This is a genomic window from Herminiimonas sp. (assembly GCF_030655415.1).
In genome coordinates this window covers 39,215-57,234 of the sequence record NZ_JAURVN010000014.1, presented here as the reverse complement: position 1 = coordinate 57,234, position 18,020 = coordinate 39,215, and the positions used below count along the sequence as shown (strand labels likewise).

The following is an 18,020-nucleotide window of genomic DNA, read 5'->3' as shown; positions in this document are numbered from 1 at the left end:
CAAGAACGTCTGATCAAGCGCCATTCCCGCTATCGTTGAAGGCCGAAATGCGCGCCACCTTGAAGACGTTCGACAAGGAGCGCAATTCATTCCGATGCAGCTCCGCCAGATGTCGCAACTGCTTTTCGCCAACGGCAGTCAGCTTGACGCGGACTTGCCGTCTGTCTTCCAGACCCGGAGTACGTGTTACCAAACCGGCTTTTTCGCAGCGCGATACCAATGCCACCGCGCCGTGATGCTGGATTTGCAAGCGTTCGGCCAATTGACCAACCGTCGCCCAATCCTGCCCAGGGAAACCCTTGATATGCAGCAAAACCAGATAGTGCAGCGGCGTCAGGCCAGCCTCTTGCGCGGCATCTTCACTGAAACGCAAGAAGCGCCGCAACTGATAGCGGAATTCAGAAAGCGCTTCAAAATCAGCTTGTTCCAACGGTGGTGTGGTCGTCATGTTCGTCGCTCAATATCAGGCTTTTTGCCCAATACCGGATAAGGATGAAAGCGCCAACTATATCACAAGATGATATATTTAATTTTGACAACGCTTTGTCGAAATGCTCGCTCACAGCTTGTTCGCTACAAAAAATCTATGCTTCAAAATGAAAACCCGGCTGAAGGCCGGGTTAGTTAAAACGTTAATGGCCTTTCATAAAGACCATTTGTGTCTATCAGCGCAAGCTGGACGCCAATTGCAATATTTTAAGCCTTGCTCTTGGCGACAGTCATTTCACGCAACAACTTGGCCAGACCCGCACCATGCACCAAACGCATTTTGTGAGCAACCGCGAACTGCATCGCATTCGGCGTAAATTCGCCAGCCGTGATGTAAAACGAGTAATCGGCACCGCCCGCCTCTACCGCATTATGCAAATCGCGCAAAGGTTCTATGCCATTGCTCGCCGCTTTCCAGCGTTTGCAACTAACTAGCGCCTTGCGGCCCGAACTAGTGATGGAGAAATCAGCGTGTGGCTGGTCTATACGCGTCACTTCAAAACCATCGCGTACCAACGCCCGTTCGATCTCTACTGAAAAATCCTTCCAGGACATTGCCCGCGCTGCCTGCATGATTTCCGCCACGCGTGCCGAACTCGGTTCGCCGCGTTTGCGCCATAACACCATCAGGGAGACGACCATGAATGGCATGCCAGTAAAAACACCGTACAGCGCATATTGTCGTGGCATCAATGCCCACGCAATAATGCCAATGACCACCGCAATCGCACCGCTCACCCACCATTCGGTGCGCAGCAATAAGCCAAAAATTGAATTCTTCTTCATCTTCAAGTTCACGTGTCACCTCATAGTTTTCTTTGGCTGGCATCATAACGTAGTTCGATGCTGGTCGAGAATGCTCGCGGACAAATTCATAAGCGGCGTGGATTTGCAGACATCCACATTCCAACGTAAGCTGGCTTATCTGCCGCTACAGAACTAAAGAATTGCATGAAAAACGAAATCAGAAATCACGAGTACGAGAACCGCATCAACCGCGAACTGGCAAAGCTGGGGATCGCGCTGGAACTGATCGCGCACAAGAAATTGCCGTTTTATCTGGAAGCACAGGAACTGGCAATCGGCGAGATTGATGCCGATGGTCGCGAGTACATGATGACGCCGGCGACCGCTGCAGCTTGGGCCAGAATGAAAGCGGCAGCTTTGGAAGACGATGTGATTCTAGAAGTCGTCTCGGCCTTCCGTTCCATCGACCGGCAAATTGAAATCATCCAGAACAAGCTGGATCGCAACATGCCGATTGAAAAGATTTTGACGCTGAGCGCACCGCCCGGTTACAGCGAACATCACACCGGTTGCGCGATCGATATCAATACGCCGGGTTGCGTGGCAACTGAAGAAGAGTTCGAAAGTACCGCCGCATATCATTGGCTGCAAGAACATGCGGGGCGCTTTGGATTTACGCTGTCTTACCCGCGCGATAACACTTTAGGATTTATATACGAGCCTTGGCATTGGTGTTTTCAGCCATCAACCAGCATTAAAGAAAACGAGTAAATAACATTAAATTTCAGCCTTAATTTATTGTTTTTAAACAGTAAATTACTACAATTTCTTCTGTAAAAATTCCAGGAAACAACTGATACGCCGTGACAGCTGCGTATTCCGGTAATACACCGCATGGATCGGTTGGCGGTACCCCGTGTAGTAATCCTCAAGGATTTTCACCAGCCGACCAGCCGCAATATCTTCCCTTGTCATGAAGTCCGCCAGGCTCGCAATGCCCTGCCCGTGTAAAGCCAGAGCACGCAAAGTCTCACCGCTTGATGCAAAAATCGACGGCGTGACGATCAGGGTTTCGCCACCACTATGTCGTATCGGCCACGCGTTCCCCGTTTCAAATTGCAGAAATCCCAACAACTGATGCTGCGCCAATTCTTCCGGCGTTTTCGGCGTGCCATGCTTTTCCAGGTATTCAGGACTCGCCAATAATACAGCGGATTTGAGTTCAAGGCGCGCGCATGCAAGGTGGAATCCTGCAAAGTCCCGATCCGTATCGCGATGTCAGTGCGATGTTCAAGCAAGTCGGCCACCTGATCGTTACTGGTCAGTTCCAGCGTGATTTCGGGATACAGCGCGCGGAACTCGGCCACATGCGGCACGATTGCATGCAGGATAAATGGCGCCGCCGCATCGATCCGCAACCGACCACTCGGCCTTTGACGCCGCACGCGTATCGCTTCTTCCGCCTCATCCATTGCCGCCAAGATGCTGCGCGCCTTTTTTAATAGCAGATGGCCTTCGTCAGTCAATTCCATGCGGCGCGTGGTGCGCGTCAGCAAAGACGTCGCCAGTTTTTCTTCCAGCCGCGACAAGGCGCGACTAACTGCCGAAGTGGTTTGGCCGAGATTGGTCGCTGCCGCACCCAAAGTCCCGCTGTCGACTACCGTGACAAAGGTCTTTAAATCGTCTGAATTGATATCCATGCGTCAGCTCTATTGTTGATTTCAATGAAAGTATGTTTTGATAGTACAGCTATTTTTCTCAACAATAAATCCCGGCATAGTACGTCCATGCGTTTGCTTCTATAGCCAAAAACTCTGGCGCGGAACAAGCCCAACAGATAGAACAACTCTATAAAAGGATAAAAACATGAACGTATTCATCACCGGCGCAGCAGGTTATATCGGCGGCTCAGTCGCAGCGCGTCTGCTCAAAGAAGGTTACACAGTCCGCGGCTTGGTCCGTACACAAGAACAAGCCGAGCGCGTCAAGCAACTCGGCATAGTTCCGGTAGTCGGCACGCTGGAAGACAGCGACATCCTGACGCGCGAAGCAAAACAGGCCGACGCCGTTATCAACGCCGCCAGCTCTGACCACTTGGCTTCGGTAACCACCATGCTCAACGCACTTGAAGGTTCGGGCAAAGCCTTCGTTCACACCAGCGGTTCCAGCGTGATCGGCGACGATGCGCGCGGCGAATGGAAGTCGGACAAGGTATTTGCCGAAGACACACCCGTCACCATCGTCCCTGAAAAAGCTGCCCGCGCAGCGCTCGACAAACTGATCGTCGATGCAGCGCAACGCGGCGTGCGCTCGGTCATCTTGTGCAACACGATGATCTACGGCACAGGCTTGGGAGCCAGCGCGAACAGCGTACAAATCCCGCCCTTGGTTTCTCAAGCGAAGAAAAGCGGCATCGCACGCTATGTCGGCAAAGGCGTCAACGTCTGGTCCAACGTGCACATCACCGATGTCGTCGAACTGTACTTACTTGCCTTGAAAAATGCGCCAGCTGGCTCTTTCTACTTCGTCGAGAACGGCGAAGCGTCGTATGCAGACATTGTTGCCGCTATTGCTAAACGCCTCAAGCTAGGCGCGCCGCAATCATGGCCAGTTGAAGAAGCTATCAAGGAATGGGGATTCGGCCACGCAGTGTATTCCTTCGGCTCCAACAGTCGCGTCACTGCAGCGAAGGCGCGCAAGGAACTGGGCTGGAAGCCAACCCATACCTCGGTTTTCGACTGGATCAGCAAGGATATGGCGGTCTGATTTTTCGGGATAGTTTGAAAATCTAAGCGATCAATGCCGCCAGTCGCGGTCGCAAAAAATCTCTGAGCGCGACCACTGCCGGCGACAACATCAGGCGATGCGTGCACACCAGATTCACGGGTGCCGCTTCGCCCTGATAGCCGGTCAACGCGGCAACCAGTCTTCCTTCGCTCAAATCCCGGCTGACATCCAGTCGGGATTTGTACGCCAGCCCTCTTCCCGCGATTGCCCAGCGCCGTACCAGATCTGCATCGTCGGATACGCGGTCCCCTAGCACGGTGACTGCTTCGATCTTCTTGTTCTTGTGGAAGGTCCAACGCTCATGCACCGCTTCGCCCAATACAAAGCGCAAGCAGTTATGGCTGGATAAGTCGCTGACAGATTTCGGCATGCCATATCGTTGGAAATAATCAGGCGATGCGCACAACACGCGCCGATTGTCCGGTACCAGCGGCAAAGCCACCATGCTGGAATCTTCCGGCGCGCCATATCGAATCGCGATATCTACGGTTTGCCGATACAAATCGGCCAGACGATCACTGACGCGTATTCTGAATCGAATATCCGGATGCAAAATCTGGAATTCATCCAGCCACGGCAACAGGATATTGCGTCCAAGATCAGATGGAATCGACAGATTCAATTCGCCGCCTATGGTTTGCTGATTCCGCACCAGACTCGCGGCGCCTTCCTCCAGCGCCAGCAAAACATTCCGCGCGTGCACCAGATACTGCTCGCCATCCGCAGTCAAACGCAGACTGCGCGTCGAACGTACAAACAAGCGCACGCCCAATGCTGTTTCCAGTCGCTTCAATGCCGCGCTAGCTGCCGCAGGCTCAATACCAAGTTCACGTGCGGCAACGGACAAACCACCGCAATCGGCGGCTCGGACGAACAACATCAAATCTTCACTACGCGGTATTTTCATTTTATTTTTGAAAGTGATAGTTAATTCAACGTATTTTCAATAAAGAGAATATAGCGGAAACTGCATCGCATGGGTTCAGCAGCTTTATGGGCAGATAGCCCGCCAAACTAAAAAAGGAAGATTCAAATGAAAGCCATTGCATACCAAAAGGCCTTGCCGATTACCGATGACCAAGCACTGCTGGACATAACATTGCCAGATCCGATTGCGCAAGGTCGCGACTTGCTGGTCGAGATCAAGGCGATTTCGGTTAATCCGGTGGACGTCAAAGTCCGCTCAAGCGCGAATCCGCCTGACGGCGAATACAAGGTAATCGGCTGGGATGCGGCCGGCATCGTGCGTGCAGTGGGCGATCAAGTCAGCCTGTTCAAACCGGGCGATCGCGTTTTTTATGCAGGCTCGTTGACGCGCCCCGGCACCAATAGCGAATTGCATCTGGTCGATGAACGCATCGTCGGCCACATGCCGGGCTCACATACATTTGCAAAAGCTGCCGCATTGCCACTGACATCCATCACTGCATGGGAATTGCTGTTCGATCGGCTTGGCGTCAATGCTCAGTCGACCGGTGCACTGCTCGTCATCGGTGCGGCAGGCGGCGTCGGCTCGATACTGGTTCAACTCGCACGCAAGTTAACCGGTCTCACCGTGATCGGCACGGCGTCGCGCCCGGAAACAGAACAATGGGTGCGCAATCTTGGCGCACATCATGTGATCGACCATTCCAAACCTTTATCGCAAGAACTGAAAAAGATCGGCTTTGATAATGTGCAATACGTCGCCAGCCTGAACCAGACTGACAAACATCTGAGCGAAATCGTCGAGGCCATTGCACCGCAAGGCAAGTTCGCGTTGATCGACGATCCAGCCTCGCTGGATGTAATGAAGTTAAAGCGCAAGAGCGTCTCGCTACATTGGGAATTCATGTTCACGCGTTCGATGTTCGAGACGCCCGACATGCAAAAGCAACATGATCTGCTGAATGAAATCGCTCGCTTGATCGACACCGGCACCATCAAAACCACGATCGCGGAAAACTTCGGCACCATCAACGCCGCCAACTTGCGCCGTGCCCACACACTATTGGAGAGCAATACGGCAAAAGGGAAAATTGTGCTGGAAGGTTTTTAAGCACGTTTAAAAAGAAGACTTACAATAAAAAAACGGCGCATCACGCGCCGTTTTTTATGAGTGCCAGCTTATTACTTCACTGCGCCAAACACCTTGCCCAGAATCGCGCTACCTGTTCCAACCGGATCAGCACGAATCGCTTTTTCTTCATCGGCAATAATGGTGTAAAGACCATCCAGCGCACGCTTGGTCACATAGGTTTCAACGGTGGCTTCTTCTTTCGATACCAGACCGCTGGCGCTGGCCTTGCCCATCACGGCATTGTATTGCGATGACAAACCGTTACCGTCTGTGATTTTCTTCACGACCGGCAAGAATTTTGCGCTCAAAGGCGTGCCTGTTTTTTGACGGAAGAAATCTGTTACCGAGGTTTCGCCACCAGTCAGAATATTCTTTGCATCGGTCACCGACATCGACTTCACTGCATCCAGCAACATAGGCTTCGCCAATGCCACTGCCGATTCGGCAGCGTGGTTCATCGATACCTGCAACTCATCGATCTTCTTGCCTTGGCCGGTCATGCGTAATAGCGGCATGGCTTTTTCTAATGAAGCAGGCAAACCGATTTTCACTTTGTCGTTATTCAGAAAACCGTTTTCAACACCGAGTTTGGCGACAGCAACCGTCGCGCCTTTTTCCAATGCAGCCTTGACGCCGCTGGTCGCATCCTTGTTGCTGACGTCGGCCAAAGAAAAAGCCCAGGCAAACGATGTGGCGCATACCAACGAAGCGGCAATGACAGACTTGGAAAAATGGGGAATAAACATGATGTCTCCTGAATGGATGGAAATGAGTGACCAATAATAATGGACGAGTGTGCGTTTGACTTGCCTATCTATCGCTTGAGTATATCTAGCGCAGCGAACTCTACAAGTCTTCACGCACACGTAGAAAACTGGCGAAGCGCGGGATGCCGCTGTCATTCAAGCCGCGAAAACGATACGTTACCAGACTGCCCAAGACCGGGGGCTGCGCGCGTTGCGCATCGCTGAATCCGGTCCCGAGTTTGAAGCGCTGCCCGTTTGGCATCTCGACCACCAATGCGCCGAGCCGTCCTGCATGCTTTCCCTTGCCAGGGATATAGGCAATCACGCGTGCCTCGGCATCATCATGCAATTTAACTTTCAATAAATCGTCATTGCGTTCAGCGCGATAGAAAGATGCGCCACGATGCAGCATCAATCCTTCGCCACCGTCTTTCGTGATCGCGTTCAACATCTTTTGCAAGCTACGATGATCTTCTACCTTGCTTTGCTTGACGACTTGTACCCACGGCAAATTGATAGAGGCAACCGTTGATTTAAGCGATGGCAATCGCTGATCGAAAGTACCTTCATGTGCGGGTAAATCAAACACCATGAAGCGCATTTTGCGCCATGCAGCATCATCCGGCGTTTGCCGTCTTGCGGTTGAAACTGCATCTGCAAATCCACCACGACCTGCCCACAACTCGCCATCCAGCGCGATATTCGGCCAGCCGGCGATAAACCACGCGGGCGGATAAACCTGTTCGCCACCGCGTGTCCATAACTTCTTGCCGTCCCAGTAGCCGCGTATTCCGTCGTATTTTTCACTGACCCAATACGCTTTCAGATCGACGCCGGAATGATAAACATTAGCCAGCATCACAGGCGCGTGATTCCGGCCCACCTCTTCTGCTGCGTGCGTGTTGATGTGCGAGCAAAACAAGAATAGTAGAAAAATGAAATGGTGAATACGCATAGGGATTTTCTATGAGGCAACGCTCGATTGCGCTGCTTGCATCATACGTAAGCGCCATCGCATGACCATCCCATAAATGCGGGCACTCGTCTGCTCTGACAACAGCTTTCGGTTTTTTCCTACAGACGATTCAATGAGACCGTTGCATGATTTCATTATCTTCCGTCATTGTGAGTATCGATCATGGCCACAACCAGTAAACGCGTTTTGTGGAAAGGGGCAATCTCTTTCGGATTGGTCCACATTCCTATCGCCTTGCATTCAGCTACCGAAGAGCAAGGATTGAATTTCGACTGGCTGGATAAACGAACGATGGATCCGGTCGGCTACAAGCGCATCAACAAAAAAACCGGCAAGGAAATCACCAAGGAAAACATCGTCAAGGGCATTGAGTATGAAGACGGTAATTACGTCATCCTCAGCCCGGAAGAAATCGAAGCAGCTTATCCAAAGACAACGCAAACCATCGAGATCGAATCATTCGTACCGGCCAATGCGATCCCCTTTGTTTACCTTGAACGTCCCTATTACATTTCGCCGATTAACAAGGGCGCAAAAGTTTATGCATTGTTGCGCGAGATCCTGATCAAGACTGGCAAAGTCGGTCTCGCCAAAGTAGTGATCCAGACCAAGCAACATCTGGCAGTTTTGATTCCATCCGGACCAGCATTGGTGCTCAACCTATTGCGTTGGGGTGACGAAATCCGCACCTGGGACGAACTCGATTTACCGAAAGAAGGTATCAAGGCCGCCGGCCTGACAGACAAAGAAATCAAGATGGGCGAACAACTGGTCAAAGATATGAGTGGCGACTGGAACCCCGAAGAGTTCACCGACTCATTCAAGGAGCAGATACTGCATTTGGTGGATGAAAAAGTAAAAGCTGGCGAGACAGAAGCCGTTACTCAACTTGAACCAAATGAATCCGGCGAATCGGCAAAAATCTACGACCTCACCGAGATGCTGCAGCGCAGCTTGAAAGGCAGCAAGCAATCCAAAGCAGATGAGAACGATGTACCTGTAGCAAAAGATACCGCGAAGACAGGGGCGAAGTCTTCCGCGAAACCTGCTGCTAAAGCGGCCGTGAAGGCAGTTAAAAAAGCAGCTGCAAAATCAATCGCTAAAAAAGCTGTTTCCAAAGCGGCGCCCAAACGTAAATCGGCCTGACCATGGCAAAGATCGATCCGCTCAAGCTCTACAAGGACAAGCGTAACTTCGCCATTACTTCCGAACCAGCCGAAGGTGGTGAAGAAAATCTGGAAGCGCGCTCCTTTGTTATTCAAAAGCATTGGGCATCGCATCTGCATTACGACTTCCGTCTTGAGCTCGATGGCACGATGAAAAGTTGGGCCGTGCCGAAAGGCCCCAGCTTCGATTCCAAAGACAAACGGATGGCGGTACATGTTGAAGATCATCCGATTTCCTACAATTCCTTCGAAGGACAAATTCCGGAAAAACAATACGGTGCCGGCAAAGTCATCATCTGGGATAAGGGAACCTGGATACCAGTAGGAGATCCGCGTAAAGGCTATCGCGACGGCAATCTGAAATTTGAAATGCGCGGCCACAAGTTGCACGGCAAATGGGTACTCGTACGCATGAAGGGCAAAGGTGAAAAGAAAGAACCGTGGTTGCTGATCAAGGAAAAAGATGAGTTCGTCCGCCCTGCCGCCGAATTTAGCGTCGTCGACGAAATGCCGGATAGCGTTGCCAAGCTCGGCAGTAAAAAGATTACGCCTCAAAAAACTGCCTCGGCGGCGGAGAAAGCTATCGCAAAAAAAACCATTGCGAGTAAAAATTCTGCGCCTGCTAAAACCACCGTTCGTTCCAAAGCAAAAACCGCTGCTATGCCCGAAGGCGCGCGCAAAGCTGCATTGCCGACAGCGTTATCACCGCAGTTGGCAACCCTGGTTGAAGCCCCGCCTGGTGAAGACGACTGGTTATATGAAATCAAGTTCGATGGCTATCGCGTCGTCACGCGCATAGACGGCAAAAAAATCCAGCTCATCACGCGTAACGGTCACGACTGGACTGCCAAACTACCGACCCTCGCCAAGGCGTTGTCGGAGTTGAAAATCCCTTCGGCTTGGCTAGATGGGGAAATCGTCGTTGCCGACCAAAATGGCATACCGGATTTTCAGGCTTTGCAAAACGCATTCGACACTGCGAAGACGCAACAGATCGTCTATTACGTATTTGATTTGCCGTTTTATAAAGGCTACGACTTGCGCGATGTGCCGCTGATTGAACGGCGTACATTGTTGCAATCAATATTGCAAAAAACAAATTCCGATTTTATCCGCTACAGCGACACCTTCGAAGCACCTGCCGGTGAAGTCGTAACTTCCGCGTGTCGCCTGGGACTGGAAGGCGTGATCGGCAAACGCAAGGACTCTCTTTATAGTTCGCGTCGTTCGCGCGACTGGATCAAACTCAAATGCACACAGAGACAGGAATTTGTAATCGGTGGATTTACTGATCCAAAAGGTTCGCGTACCGGTATCGGCTCGCTGCTGTTAGGCGTGCACGATGATGAAGGAAACCTGCTGTATGCGGGCAATGTCGGTACCGGTTTCAGCGACAAGACGTTGGCCGACTTGCGCAAGCAACTTGATGCGGTAGTCAGTAACAAGAATCCGTTTTCTTCCGAAACCGATATCGATAAAAAAGCGCATTGGGTCAAACCGACTTTACTGGCAGAAGTATCGTTTGGTGAATGGACGAATACCGGCCGCATACGACATTCGGTTTTCCATGGTTTGCGTACTGATAAAAAAGCCAAAGGAATCATTCGCGAGAAACCGGCTGCCACTCAGGCAGCTTCGAAGAAGACATCGAGCAAATCAGCTGCGGCGAAACTCGCATTGCCGAGTACCTTGCCAAAAAATTTCAAGATGAGTCATGGTGAACGCGTCGTCGATCAATCGACCGGCATCAGCAAGATTGATCTGATTCGATTTTATGCGCTGGTCGCACCATTGATGATGCCGCATCTCAAAGGCCGGCCTGTGTCGCTGGTACGCGCGCCAGATGGCATAGAAGGCCAGTTATTTTTCCAGAAACATATGGAACATCCACTCGACGGTATCGCCCTGCTCGATCCTGCTCTCGATCCAGATCACGCGCCTTTGATGGAAGTGGCCAAACCACTAGGCCTGTTGTCTGCGGCGCAAATGAATGTGATCGAATTCCATACCTGGAATGGCGTAAAAACGGCGATAGATAAACCTGACCGCATGACCTTCGATCTCGATCCGGGCGAAGGGGTGAAATGGGAAGTCATGCAGGAATCAACCTTGCTGATGGGCTCATTCCTCACACAACTCGGTTTGCAATCTTTCGTCAAAACCAGCGGAGGGAAAGGCATGCATGTGGTTGTTCCACTGAAGAAGCGATACGACTGGGATACGGTCAAGGATTTTTCCAAGGCGATAGTCGAACACATGGCGGCGACCTTGCCGATGCGCTTTGTTGCCAAGAGCGGACCAAAAAATCGCGTCGGAAAAATCTTCATCGACTATTTGCGTAATGGTTTTGGTGCAACCACCGTCGCCGCGTGGTCAGTACGCTCGCGCCCCGGCTTGGGAGTATCGGTACCGGTCGCATGGGAAGAAGTTGAAAAATTGCATGGCAGCGGCCAATGGACGGTCGCGAATATTCGCACCCGACTCGATCAAGGCAACGCGCCCTGGAGTGAATACGATAAGTCTGCACAAAACATTACAGCGGCAATGAAGCTGCTTAACTTCAAGCCGGCGAGGTAGAAGCTCATGCCTGAAGGCCCAACCATGATTATCCTGAAGGAAGAAGCGGGCACCTTCAAGGGCAAGACCATATTGCACGCCAGCGGCAACAGCAAGATAGAGAAGTCTCAATTAGTCGGCCAGCGCATTGTCGCTTTACGCACGTGGGGCAAACATTTTTTGATTCAGCTACCCAAGCTGACGATACGTATTCATCTGCTGATGTTCGGTAGTTATCGCATCAATCAGCGCAAAGATGCAGAACCAAGATTGAGCCTCAAGTTCAAGAACGACGAGTTGAATTTTTATACTTGTTCGGTGCAATTAATAGAAGAGGAATTGGACCAACACTATGACTGGGGCAGCGACGTCATGTCCGACCAGTGGAATGCCGCTGCAGCGCGCAAAAAATTACGCGCAAGACCAGACATGCTGGTAAGTGATGCCTTGCTCGATCAAACCATATTCTCTGGCGTAGGCAACATCATCAAGAACGAAGTACTGTTTCGTATCCGCATCCATCCGCTTTCCACCATAGGCGGATTACCAGCTCCCAAGCTGCGTGCACTGGTTGAACAAGCCCGCGAATACGCCTTCGACGTCCTGAAGTGGAAAAGAGCGTTTGTACTGAAACAGCATTGGCTGGCCCACACTAAACTAATTTGCCCACGCTGCAACATTCCTTTTAGTAAAGTACATCTGGGCAAAACAAAACGTCGCAGCTTTTACTGCGAGCGTTGTCAGAGAAAATATCTGCATCAAGCCTCATTACATTTTGACTAGCTCCTTTAATTTCGCTAGGCAGAATCAGCTTGAAAATTTGCTCCAATTCTACATTTCAATTATTATTGAAATGTAGAATTAAGGAGTAAGCATGGATACCAAAGCCACTATCACCGCCCTTGCCGCATTAGCCCAGGAATCACGGCTCGCCGTCTTCCGTCTGCTTATCCAGTTGGGACCTGAAGGCATGGCAGCTACCAAAATAGGTTCGGAATTAGGTATCGCACCCTCGTCCATGTCCTTCCATTTGAAGGAGCTCGCACACGCCAATCTCGTCAGCGCTCGACAAGAAGGTCGCTACGTCATCTATTCAGCCAACTTCAATGTCATGAACGAGCTCATAGGTTTCCTCACCGAGAATTGCTGCGGCGGGAATGTTTGCACACCTGTTATTGCTTGCTGCATGCCCGAAGAAAAAGTCTCCTAGTCTTATGGCTCTGCCACTCATTACACGCTCAAAGAAAGTCCATCTTGTTCACCGCAATTTTCATTTTCCTCATCACACTCACACTCGTCATCTGGCAGCCTCGCGGCCTGGGCATAGGCTGGAGCGCAAGCTTGGGCGCGGTGCTCGCATTACTGTTCGGTGTCATCAGCTTTGCTGATATTCCTGTGGTCTGGCACATCGTGTGGAATGCGACCGCCACATTCATCGCGATCATCATCACCAGTCTGATACTCGATCAAGCGGGTTTCTTTGAGTGGTCTGCCCTGCATGTAGCCCGCTGGGGCGGTGGCAATGGACGCAAATTGTTTGTGCTGCTGATACTGTTGGGTGCAGTCGTGTCGGGCTTGTTTGCCAACGACGGCGCGGCATTGATCCTGACGCCGATCGTGATTGCGATACTGCTGGGCTTGCGATTTTCGCCGCAAGCGACGCTGGCTTTTGTGATGGCCGCCGGCTTTATTTCGGATACTGCGAGCCTGCCGCTGATCGTTTCTAATCTGGTCAATATCGTCTCGGCAGATTTTTTCAAAATCAGTTTTGCACGTTATGCATCGGTGATGATGCCGGTGAATCTTGTCTCCGTCGCCATGACCTTGCTGGTGCTGGTCTGGTTTTTCAAGAGCGATATTCCAGCGAGCTATGACATTGAGCAATTGAAAAAACCTGCCGAAGCAATCCGTGATCGCGCGACGTTTATCGCAGGCTGGTGGGTACTGGCATTCTTGTTAATCGGATTCTTTTGGTTAGAAGATCAAGGCGTGCCTGTGAGTCTTGTCGCAGCGGTTGGCGCGCTGGTTTTGCTGGCTATTGCAGCGAAAGGTCATGTGATCTCGACACGCGAAGTCATCAAGCACGCACCGTGGCAAGTCGTGTTCTTCTCACTCGGCATGTATCTGGTCGTCTACGGATTACGCAATGCAGGCTTGACCGGATATTTAACTGGCTTGCTGAATCAGTTTGCAGAACATGGCATATGGAGCGCCGCAATCGGCACCGGCCTGCTGACCGCATTCTTGTCATCGATCATGAACAATATGCCGACTGTACTGATCGGTGCGCTGTCGATAGATGCGTCGACTGCACAAGGTGCAGTGCGTGAAGCGATGATCTACGCCAACGTTATCGGTAGCGATCTTGGTCCGAAAATCACACCTATCGGTAGTCTCGCTACGCTCTTATGGCTGCATGTGTTGGCGGGTAAAGGCATACGCATTTCGTGGGGATATTACTTCCGCGTTGGTGCCTTGCTGACGCTGCCGGTATTATTGGTGACGCTCGCCGCGCTGGCGGTTCGACTCAGTATTTAAGCGTCATTAACATAGGAAAAACATGACTACGATTTATCACAACCCTGCTTGCGGCACGTCTCGCAATACACTGGCCTTGATACGCAATACCGGTGAAGAACCGACCGTCATCGAGTACTTGAAAACGCCGCCAACAAGAGCAACATTGATTCAAATGATCAGCGATGCCGGCTTGTCGGTACGTGACGCGATTCGTCAAAAAGGGTCGCCTTACGCTGAGCTGGGGCTGGATAATCCACAACTCAGCGACGATGCCTTGATCGATGCGATGTTGGCAAATCCCATTCTGATCAATCGGCCTTTCGTCATCGCCGCCAAAGGCACGCGCTTGTGCCGTCCATCGGAACTGGTGCTGGATATTTTAAGCAAACCGCAGCAACAAGAATTCACCAAAGAAGATGGCGAAGCAGTCATCAATGCTGAGGGCCACCGTGTCGCAAAATCTTCCTGATCTACCGAACATCGATGCGGCTTTATTCAAAGCACCAACGATGAATGATTTGACGGTGGCAGTCCCAGCGACACATGCGCCGCGCTTCCTGCTTTTGTATGGATCATTGCGCGACAAATCGTATAGTCGTTTTCTGACTTTTGAAGCGGCGCTCACAGCGATGGGCGGCGACGTCAAGATTTTCGATCCTAAAGGATTGCCGTTGCCGGACAGCGAACCTGACGATCATCCCAAGGTAAAAGAATTACGCAATCTGGCGGCATGGGCTGAAGGAATGGTGTGGACTTCGCCCGAACGTCACGGCGCAATGACTGGGATTATGAAAGCACAGATCGACTGGATTCCATTAGCTATAGGCGCGGTCCGTCCGACACAAGGCAAGACGCTGGCAGTGATGCAGGTATCCGGTGGCTCACAGTCATTCAATGCAGTGAATCAAATGCGCATACTCGGTCGCTGGATGCGCATGATCACCATCCCCAATCAATCGTCGGTCGCTAAAGCATTTCTTGAATTCGATGACGATGGCAGCATGAAACCATCGTCATACTACGAACGTGTGGTCGATGTGATGGAAGAGCTTTTCAAATTCACTCTGCTGACACGCGATGCATCAGCGTATCTGGTCGATCGTTACAGTGAACGTAAAGAATCCACTGAAGCCTTAAGCAAACGAGTGAATCAAAAAAATATCTAAGAAGCAGCACTTAGGTAAACAAATCACTTGCCGTGCTGATGAGCATCATCAGTAATGCGTCTTAACGTAAACCACGAAAAGACAAACGCCAGAATCGCACATCCCGCAATGCCTGCAATCATCGGTGTCGCGCTATCGCCAACGAACAGTCCGACGACTGCCATCACCACCGCGCCAGTGACAAACTGCAGCGTACCCATCAATGCCGATGCGGTACCTGCAATTGCGCCATGCTCTTCCAGAGCCAGCACCGATGTGGTCGGTATGATCAGACCGAGAAAACCGTAGCCTATGAACAGCAGTACAACCATCACATCCAGTCGCGTTACACCAAATAGATTAACAAGCAACAGCAAAGTCATGACTGCGGCGAAACCAATGACAGCTGCTTTCACTAATCGCACCAGTCCGAAACGTGCGCTCAAGCGTCCGGTAAATTGCGACACACCAATGAATGCCGCCGCGTTTGCAGCAAACGCAATGCTGTATTCACGCGGCGACAAGCCATACTGATCGATCAGCACAAACGACGAATTGGCAAGGTAGGCGAAAAAGCTGGAGATGCCGAACGCACCGATAAATACCAGTCCAAGAAAATGGCGATCACGCAGCAGCAACCAGTAACAGCTCAACGCACTACGTAAATTGCTGCCTACGCGATCAGCGGGCAATCGTGTTTCCGCCTGCCCGGTTGCCAACAATACCAACGCCATCAAAGCGGCAACAGTGATCACCCAGAACACACTGCGCCAGCCAGCCCATTCGATCAGCAAGCTGCCAGCCAATGGCGCCAGAATCGGTGACACGCTGAACACCAGCATCAGCAAGGACATCAACTTGGCAGCATCTTTACCGGTATGCAAATCGCGCACGATCGCGCGCGGGATTACCATGCCGGCGGCTGCGCCCAATCCCTGCAGAAAACGCAGGACAATCAGGGTCTGCACATCAGGCGCGATCGCACAGCCGACGCTGCAGATGGCAAACAAGCCCATGCCGAAATACAGCGGCGGCTTGCGACCGAACATGTCTGAAATTGGGCCGTAAATAATTTGTCCGATCCCGAGTGAAATAAAGAAGGCCATCAAGCTGGCTTGCACCGCGCTCATTTGCGCACCCAGACTCTGCCCGATAGAAGGCAGCGCGGGCAAGTACATATCGATGGCGAACGGTCCGATGGCGGATAGCAATCCCAGCACCAACGCATTCCTGAAAAAATTCTGTTTCATTACGGTATCTTGATAAAAGTGAGTCGTGCATCCTACTCTGATCGATATCCAATCAGGAAAATGCAGATAAAAAAGCCAGACAGCAAAACCTGTCTGGCTTTCTTTGAGTTTACAACTTTACTGTTTTGCTAGCTGCGGCACGTCCTGTTGCGCTGACTGTGCCTGCTGCAACGGTGATTCCCAACCGCCACCCAGTGCACGGATCAAACCGACTGAAGCTACGGCACGTTGACCTGCACTACGTACGCGTGAACGTTGCGACGACAGGTTGGTACGTTGCGCATCGATCACTTCAAAGTAGCTAGCCGAACCATTGCGATAGCGTGAATCTGCCAGGCGTGCAGCAAGTTGCGCCGATTTGATTGCCTGCTCTTCGAACACCATTTGTCTATCGAGTGTACGCAGTGCGCTCAAATTATCTTCGACGTCGCGGAAGCCAACCAGCACTTGCTGTCTATAGTTGGCGACCATGCCTTCGTAGTTTGCATCGGCACGTGCGAGGTTGGATTTGTTGCGACCGCCATCAAACAATGGCAGCGACAACATGGTGCCAACTACTGGTCCCAGCATCCAGCTACGGCTCGACCATTTAAACAGGTCGCGCAATTCGTTGGATTCGTAACCAGCTGAACCCGTCAACAACAGCTTAGGAAAAAATGCTGCCTTGGCTGCGCCGATACGTGCACTCGATGCAGCAAGTTGACGCTGCGCCTGTGCAATATCTGGGCGACGTTCCAGCAAATCGGATGGCAAGCCAGCCGGTACTGTCACGATAGGCGCATTGAACGGTGCGACAACCAGGGTAAATTCAGCTGGCGCTTTGCCGAGCAAAATTGCCAGGGCGTGATCGCTGCGTGCACGTTCACGATTGACGCCTTCCAACTCGGCGCTGGTGGTTGCCCATTCGGTTTTTGCCTGAGCAACATCCAGCTCGCTGGTGTCACCTGCATCAAAACGACGCTGTGCAAGATCCAGTCCTTCTTGGCGCAAGGCGATGGTTTTTTGCAGAACTTCGATTTCCGAATCGAGTGAACGTATCGTGAAATACAGTTGCGCGACATCAGACTGCAATGCAAGCAAGACTGAACGATAAGCGGCTTCCTGCCCTTCTGCATCCAGTCGTGCAGCACGGCTGGAATCGGACAAGCGACCAAACAAATCGACTTCATAAGAAAACGACAAAGGCGCACGATAAGTGGTCGATGTTGTCTGTGCATTGCCAACGCGAGTTGGACCTACGCCGACGTCAACTTGCACCCCGCGATCAGCATCGACCACACCGGCCGTAGCGCGTGCATCTTTTACGCGAGACAGCGCCATTGCCAAATTAGGATTTGAGTTGGTCGCTTCGACGATCAAATTGCCCAGATCATTATCGCCATACACAGTCCACCATGCACCGCGATCTTTGTTGTCGGCTGGTGCTGCGACTTTCCATGCGCCATCCAGCTGATCAGACTTTTCACGATATTGCGTAGGCAAATCGAGTTTGACCTGATCTGGCGGTTTCGCTGTAGAGCAACCCGCGAGTACTAATGCTGCGACTAGAGCTGTCAGAGTTAAATTAAATTTTTTCATG

Annotated in this window: 17 protein-coding genes and 2 pseudogenes; 10 read left to right on the top strand and 9 right to left on the bottom strand. The window is 51.5% G+C overall.

From position 1 onward, the window contains the following. Positions 1 to 13: 13 nt before the first annotated feature. Positions 14 to 448: a MarR family winged helix-turn-helix transcriptional regulator gene (locus Q7T66_RS09430; RefSeq protein ID WP_304933083.1), complete on the bottom strand. Its 435-nt coding sequence runs from the start codon at positions 446 to 448 to the stop codon at positions 14 to 16. A 248-nt stretch (positions 449 to 696) separates the two neighbouring features. After that, positions 697 to 1,275: a restriction endonuclease gene (locus Q7T66_RS09425; RefSeq protein ID WP_304933082.1), complete on the bottom strand. Its 579-nt coding sequence runs from the start codon at positions 1,273 to 1,275 to the stop codon at positions 697 to 699. Positions 1,276 to 1,440: 165 nt separating this feature from the next. Between Q7T66_RS09425 and Q7T66_RS09420 the strand changes: the two genes are divergently transcribed. Beyond that, complete coding sequence (locus Q7T66_RS09420; RefSeq protein ID WP_304933081.1) at positions 1,441 to 2,007, top strand: D-alanyl-D-alanine carboxypeptidase family protein; 567 nt, start codon at positions 1,441 to 1,443, stop codon at positions 2,005 to 2,007. A 48-nt stretch (positions 2,008 to 2,055) separates the two neighbouring features. Here Q7T66_RS09420 and Q7T66_RS09415 read toward each other — a convergent pair. Together Q7T66_RS09415 and Q7T66_RS18035 are read right to left on the bottom strand one after the other, a co-directional pair. After that, a pseudogene (locus tag Q7T66_RS09415) lies at positions 2,056 to 2,708 on the bottom strand (LysR substrate-binding domain-containing protein). Positions 2,709 to 2,804: 96 nt separating this feature from the next. Then, positions 2,805 to 2,936: pseudogene (locus tag Q7T66_RS18035) on the bottom strand (LysR family transcriptional regulator); the annotation flags it as partial. A 166-nt stretch (positions 2,937 to 3,102) separates the two neighbouring features. Between Q7T66_RS18035 and Q7T66_RS09410 the strand changes: the two are divergent. Continuing rightward, complete coding sequence (locus Q7T66_RS09410; RefSeq protein WP_304933080.1) at positions 3,103 to 4,002, top strand: NAD-dependent epimerase/dehydratase family protein; 900 nt, start codon at positions 3,103 to 3,105, stop codon at positions 4,000 to 4,002. Positions 4,003 to 4,024: 22 nt separating this feature from the next. On the opposite strand, the gene Q7T66_RS09405 is transcribed toward Q7T66_RS09410, so the two are convergent. After that, positions 4,025 to 4,924: a LysR family transcriptional regulator gene (locus tag Q7T66_RS09405; protein ID WP_304933741.1), complete on the bottom strand. Its 900-nt coding sequence runs from the start codon at positions 4,922 to 4,924 to the stop codon at positions 4,025 to 4,027. A gap of 132 nt (positions 4,925 to 5,056) precedes the next feature. Here Q7T66_RS09405 and Q7T66_RS09400 point away from each other — a divergent pair, with 132 nt between their 5' ends. Next, positions 5,057 to 6,061: a zinc-binding alcohol dehydrogenase family protein gene (locus tag Q7T66_RS09400; protein ID WP_304933079.1), complete on the top strand. Its 1,005-nt coding sequence runs from the start codon at positions 5,057 to 5,059 to the stop codon at positions 6,059 to 6,061. Between the two features lie 71 nt (positions 6,062 to 6,132). On the opposite strand, the gene Q7T66_RS09395 is transcribed toward Q7T66_RS09400, so the two are convergent. Further along, the gene (locus tag Q7T66_RS09395) at positions 6,133 to 6,828 is read right to left on the bottom strand and encodes a DUF4197 domain-containing protein (RefSeq protein WP_304933078.1); all 696 of its coding nucleotides are present in this window, start codon (positions 6,826 to 6,828) and stop codon (positions 6,133 to 6,135) included. Positions 6,829 to 6,928: 100 nt separating this feature from the next. Next, positions 6,929 to 7,783, bottom strand: coding sequence for a DNA ligase (locus tag Q7T66_RS09390; protein WP_304933077.1), 855 nt, complete (start codon positions 7,781 to 7,783; stop codon positions 6,929 to 6,931). 183 nt (positions 7,784 to 7,966) lie between these two features. Here Q7T66_RS09390 and Q7T66_RS09385 point away from each other — a divergent pair, with 183 nt between their 5' ends. The 7 genes from Q7T66_RS09385 (at position 7,967) to arsH (ending at position 15,212) form a co-directional block, all read left to right on the top strand. Then, entirely contained in the window at positions 7,967 to 8,950 is a 984-nt protein-coding gene (locus Q7T66_RS09385; protein ID WP_304933076.1) for a Ku protein, read from the top strand. A gap of 2 nt (positions 8,951 to 8,952) precedes the next feature. Further along, positions 8,953 to 11,547, top strand: a complete 2,595-nt coding sequence (gene ligD, locus Q7T66_RS09380; RefSeq protein WP_304933075.1) for a DNA ligase D — start codon at positions 8,953 to 8,955, stop codon at positions 11,545 to 11,547. A gap of 6 nt (positions 11,548 to 11,553) precedes the next feature. Continuing rightward, positions 11,554 to 12,309, top strand: coding sequence for a DNA-formamidopyrimidine glycosylase family protein (locus tag Q7T66_RS09375; protein ID WP_304933074.1), 756 nt, complete (start codon positions 11,554 to 11,556; stop codon positions 12,307 to 12,309). 91 nt (positions 12,310 to 12,400) lie between these two features. Further along, entirely contained in the window at positions 12,401 to 12,736 is a 336-nt protein-coding gene (locus tag Q7T66_RS09370; RefSeq protein WP_304933073.1) for a helix-turn-helix transcriptional regulator, read from the top strand. 44 nt (positions 12,737 to 12,780) lie between these two features. Next, a complete protein-coding gene (locus tag Q7T66_RS09365) occupies positions 12,781 to 14,064 on the top strand; it encodes an arsenic transporter (protein ID WP_304933072.1) in 1,284 nt (427 codons plus the stop codon). Positions 14,065 to 14,086: 22 nt separating this feature from the next. Further along, the gene (gene arsC / locus Q7T66_RS09360) at positions 14,087 to 14,515 is read left to right on the top strand and encodes an arsenate reductase (glutaredoxin) (protein WP_304933071.1); all 429 of its coding nucleotides are present in this window, start codon (positions 14,087 to 14,089) and stop codon (positions 14,513 to 14,515) included. After that, positions 14,481 to 15,212 (top strand): arsenical resistance protein ArsH, encoded by a 732-nt coding sequence (gene arsH / locus Q7T66_RS09355; protein ID WP_304933070.1) that lies wholly within the window; start codon positions 14,481 to 14,483, stop codon positions 15,210 to 15,212. Before arsC ends, arsH begins: the two co-directional genes overlap by 35 nt. Positions 15,213 to 15,235: 23 nt before the next feature. Here the strand turns inward: arsH and Q7T66_RS09350 are convergent, their stop codons facing one another. After that, on the bottom strand, positions 15,236 to 16,441 hold the full coding sequence (locus tag Q7T66_RS09350) for a multidrug effflux MFS transporter (protein ID WP_304933069.1): 1,206 nt from the start codon (positions 16,439 to 16,441) through the stop codon (positions 15,236 to 15,238). A gap of 117 nt (positions 16,442 to 16,558) precedes the next feature. After that, positions 16,559 to 18,019: an efflux transporter outer membrane subunit gene (locus Q7T66_RS09345; RefSeq protein ID WP_304933068.1), complete on the bottom strand. Its 1,461-nt coding sequence runs from the start codon at positions 18,017 to 18,019 to the stop codon at positions 16,559 to 16,561. Position 18,020 lies beyond the last annotated feature (1 nt).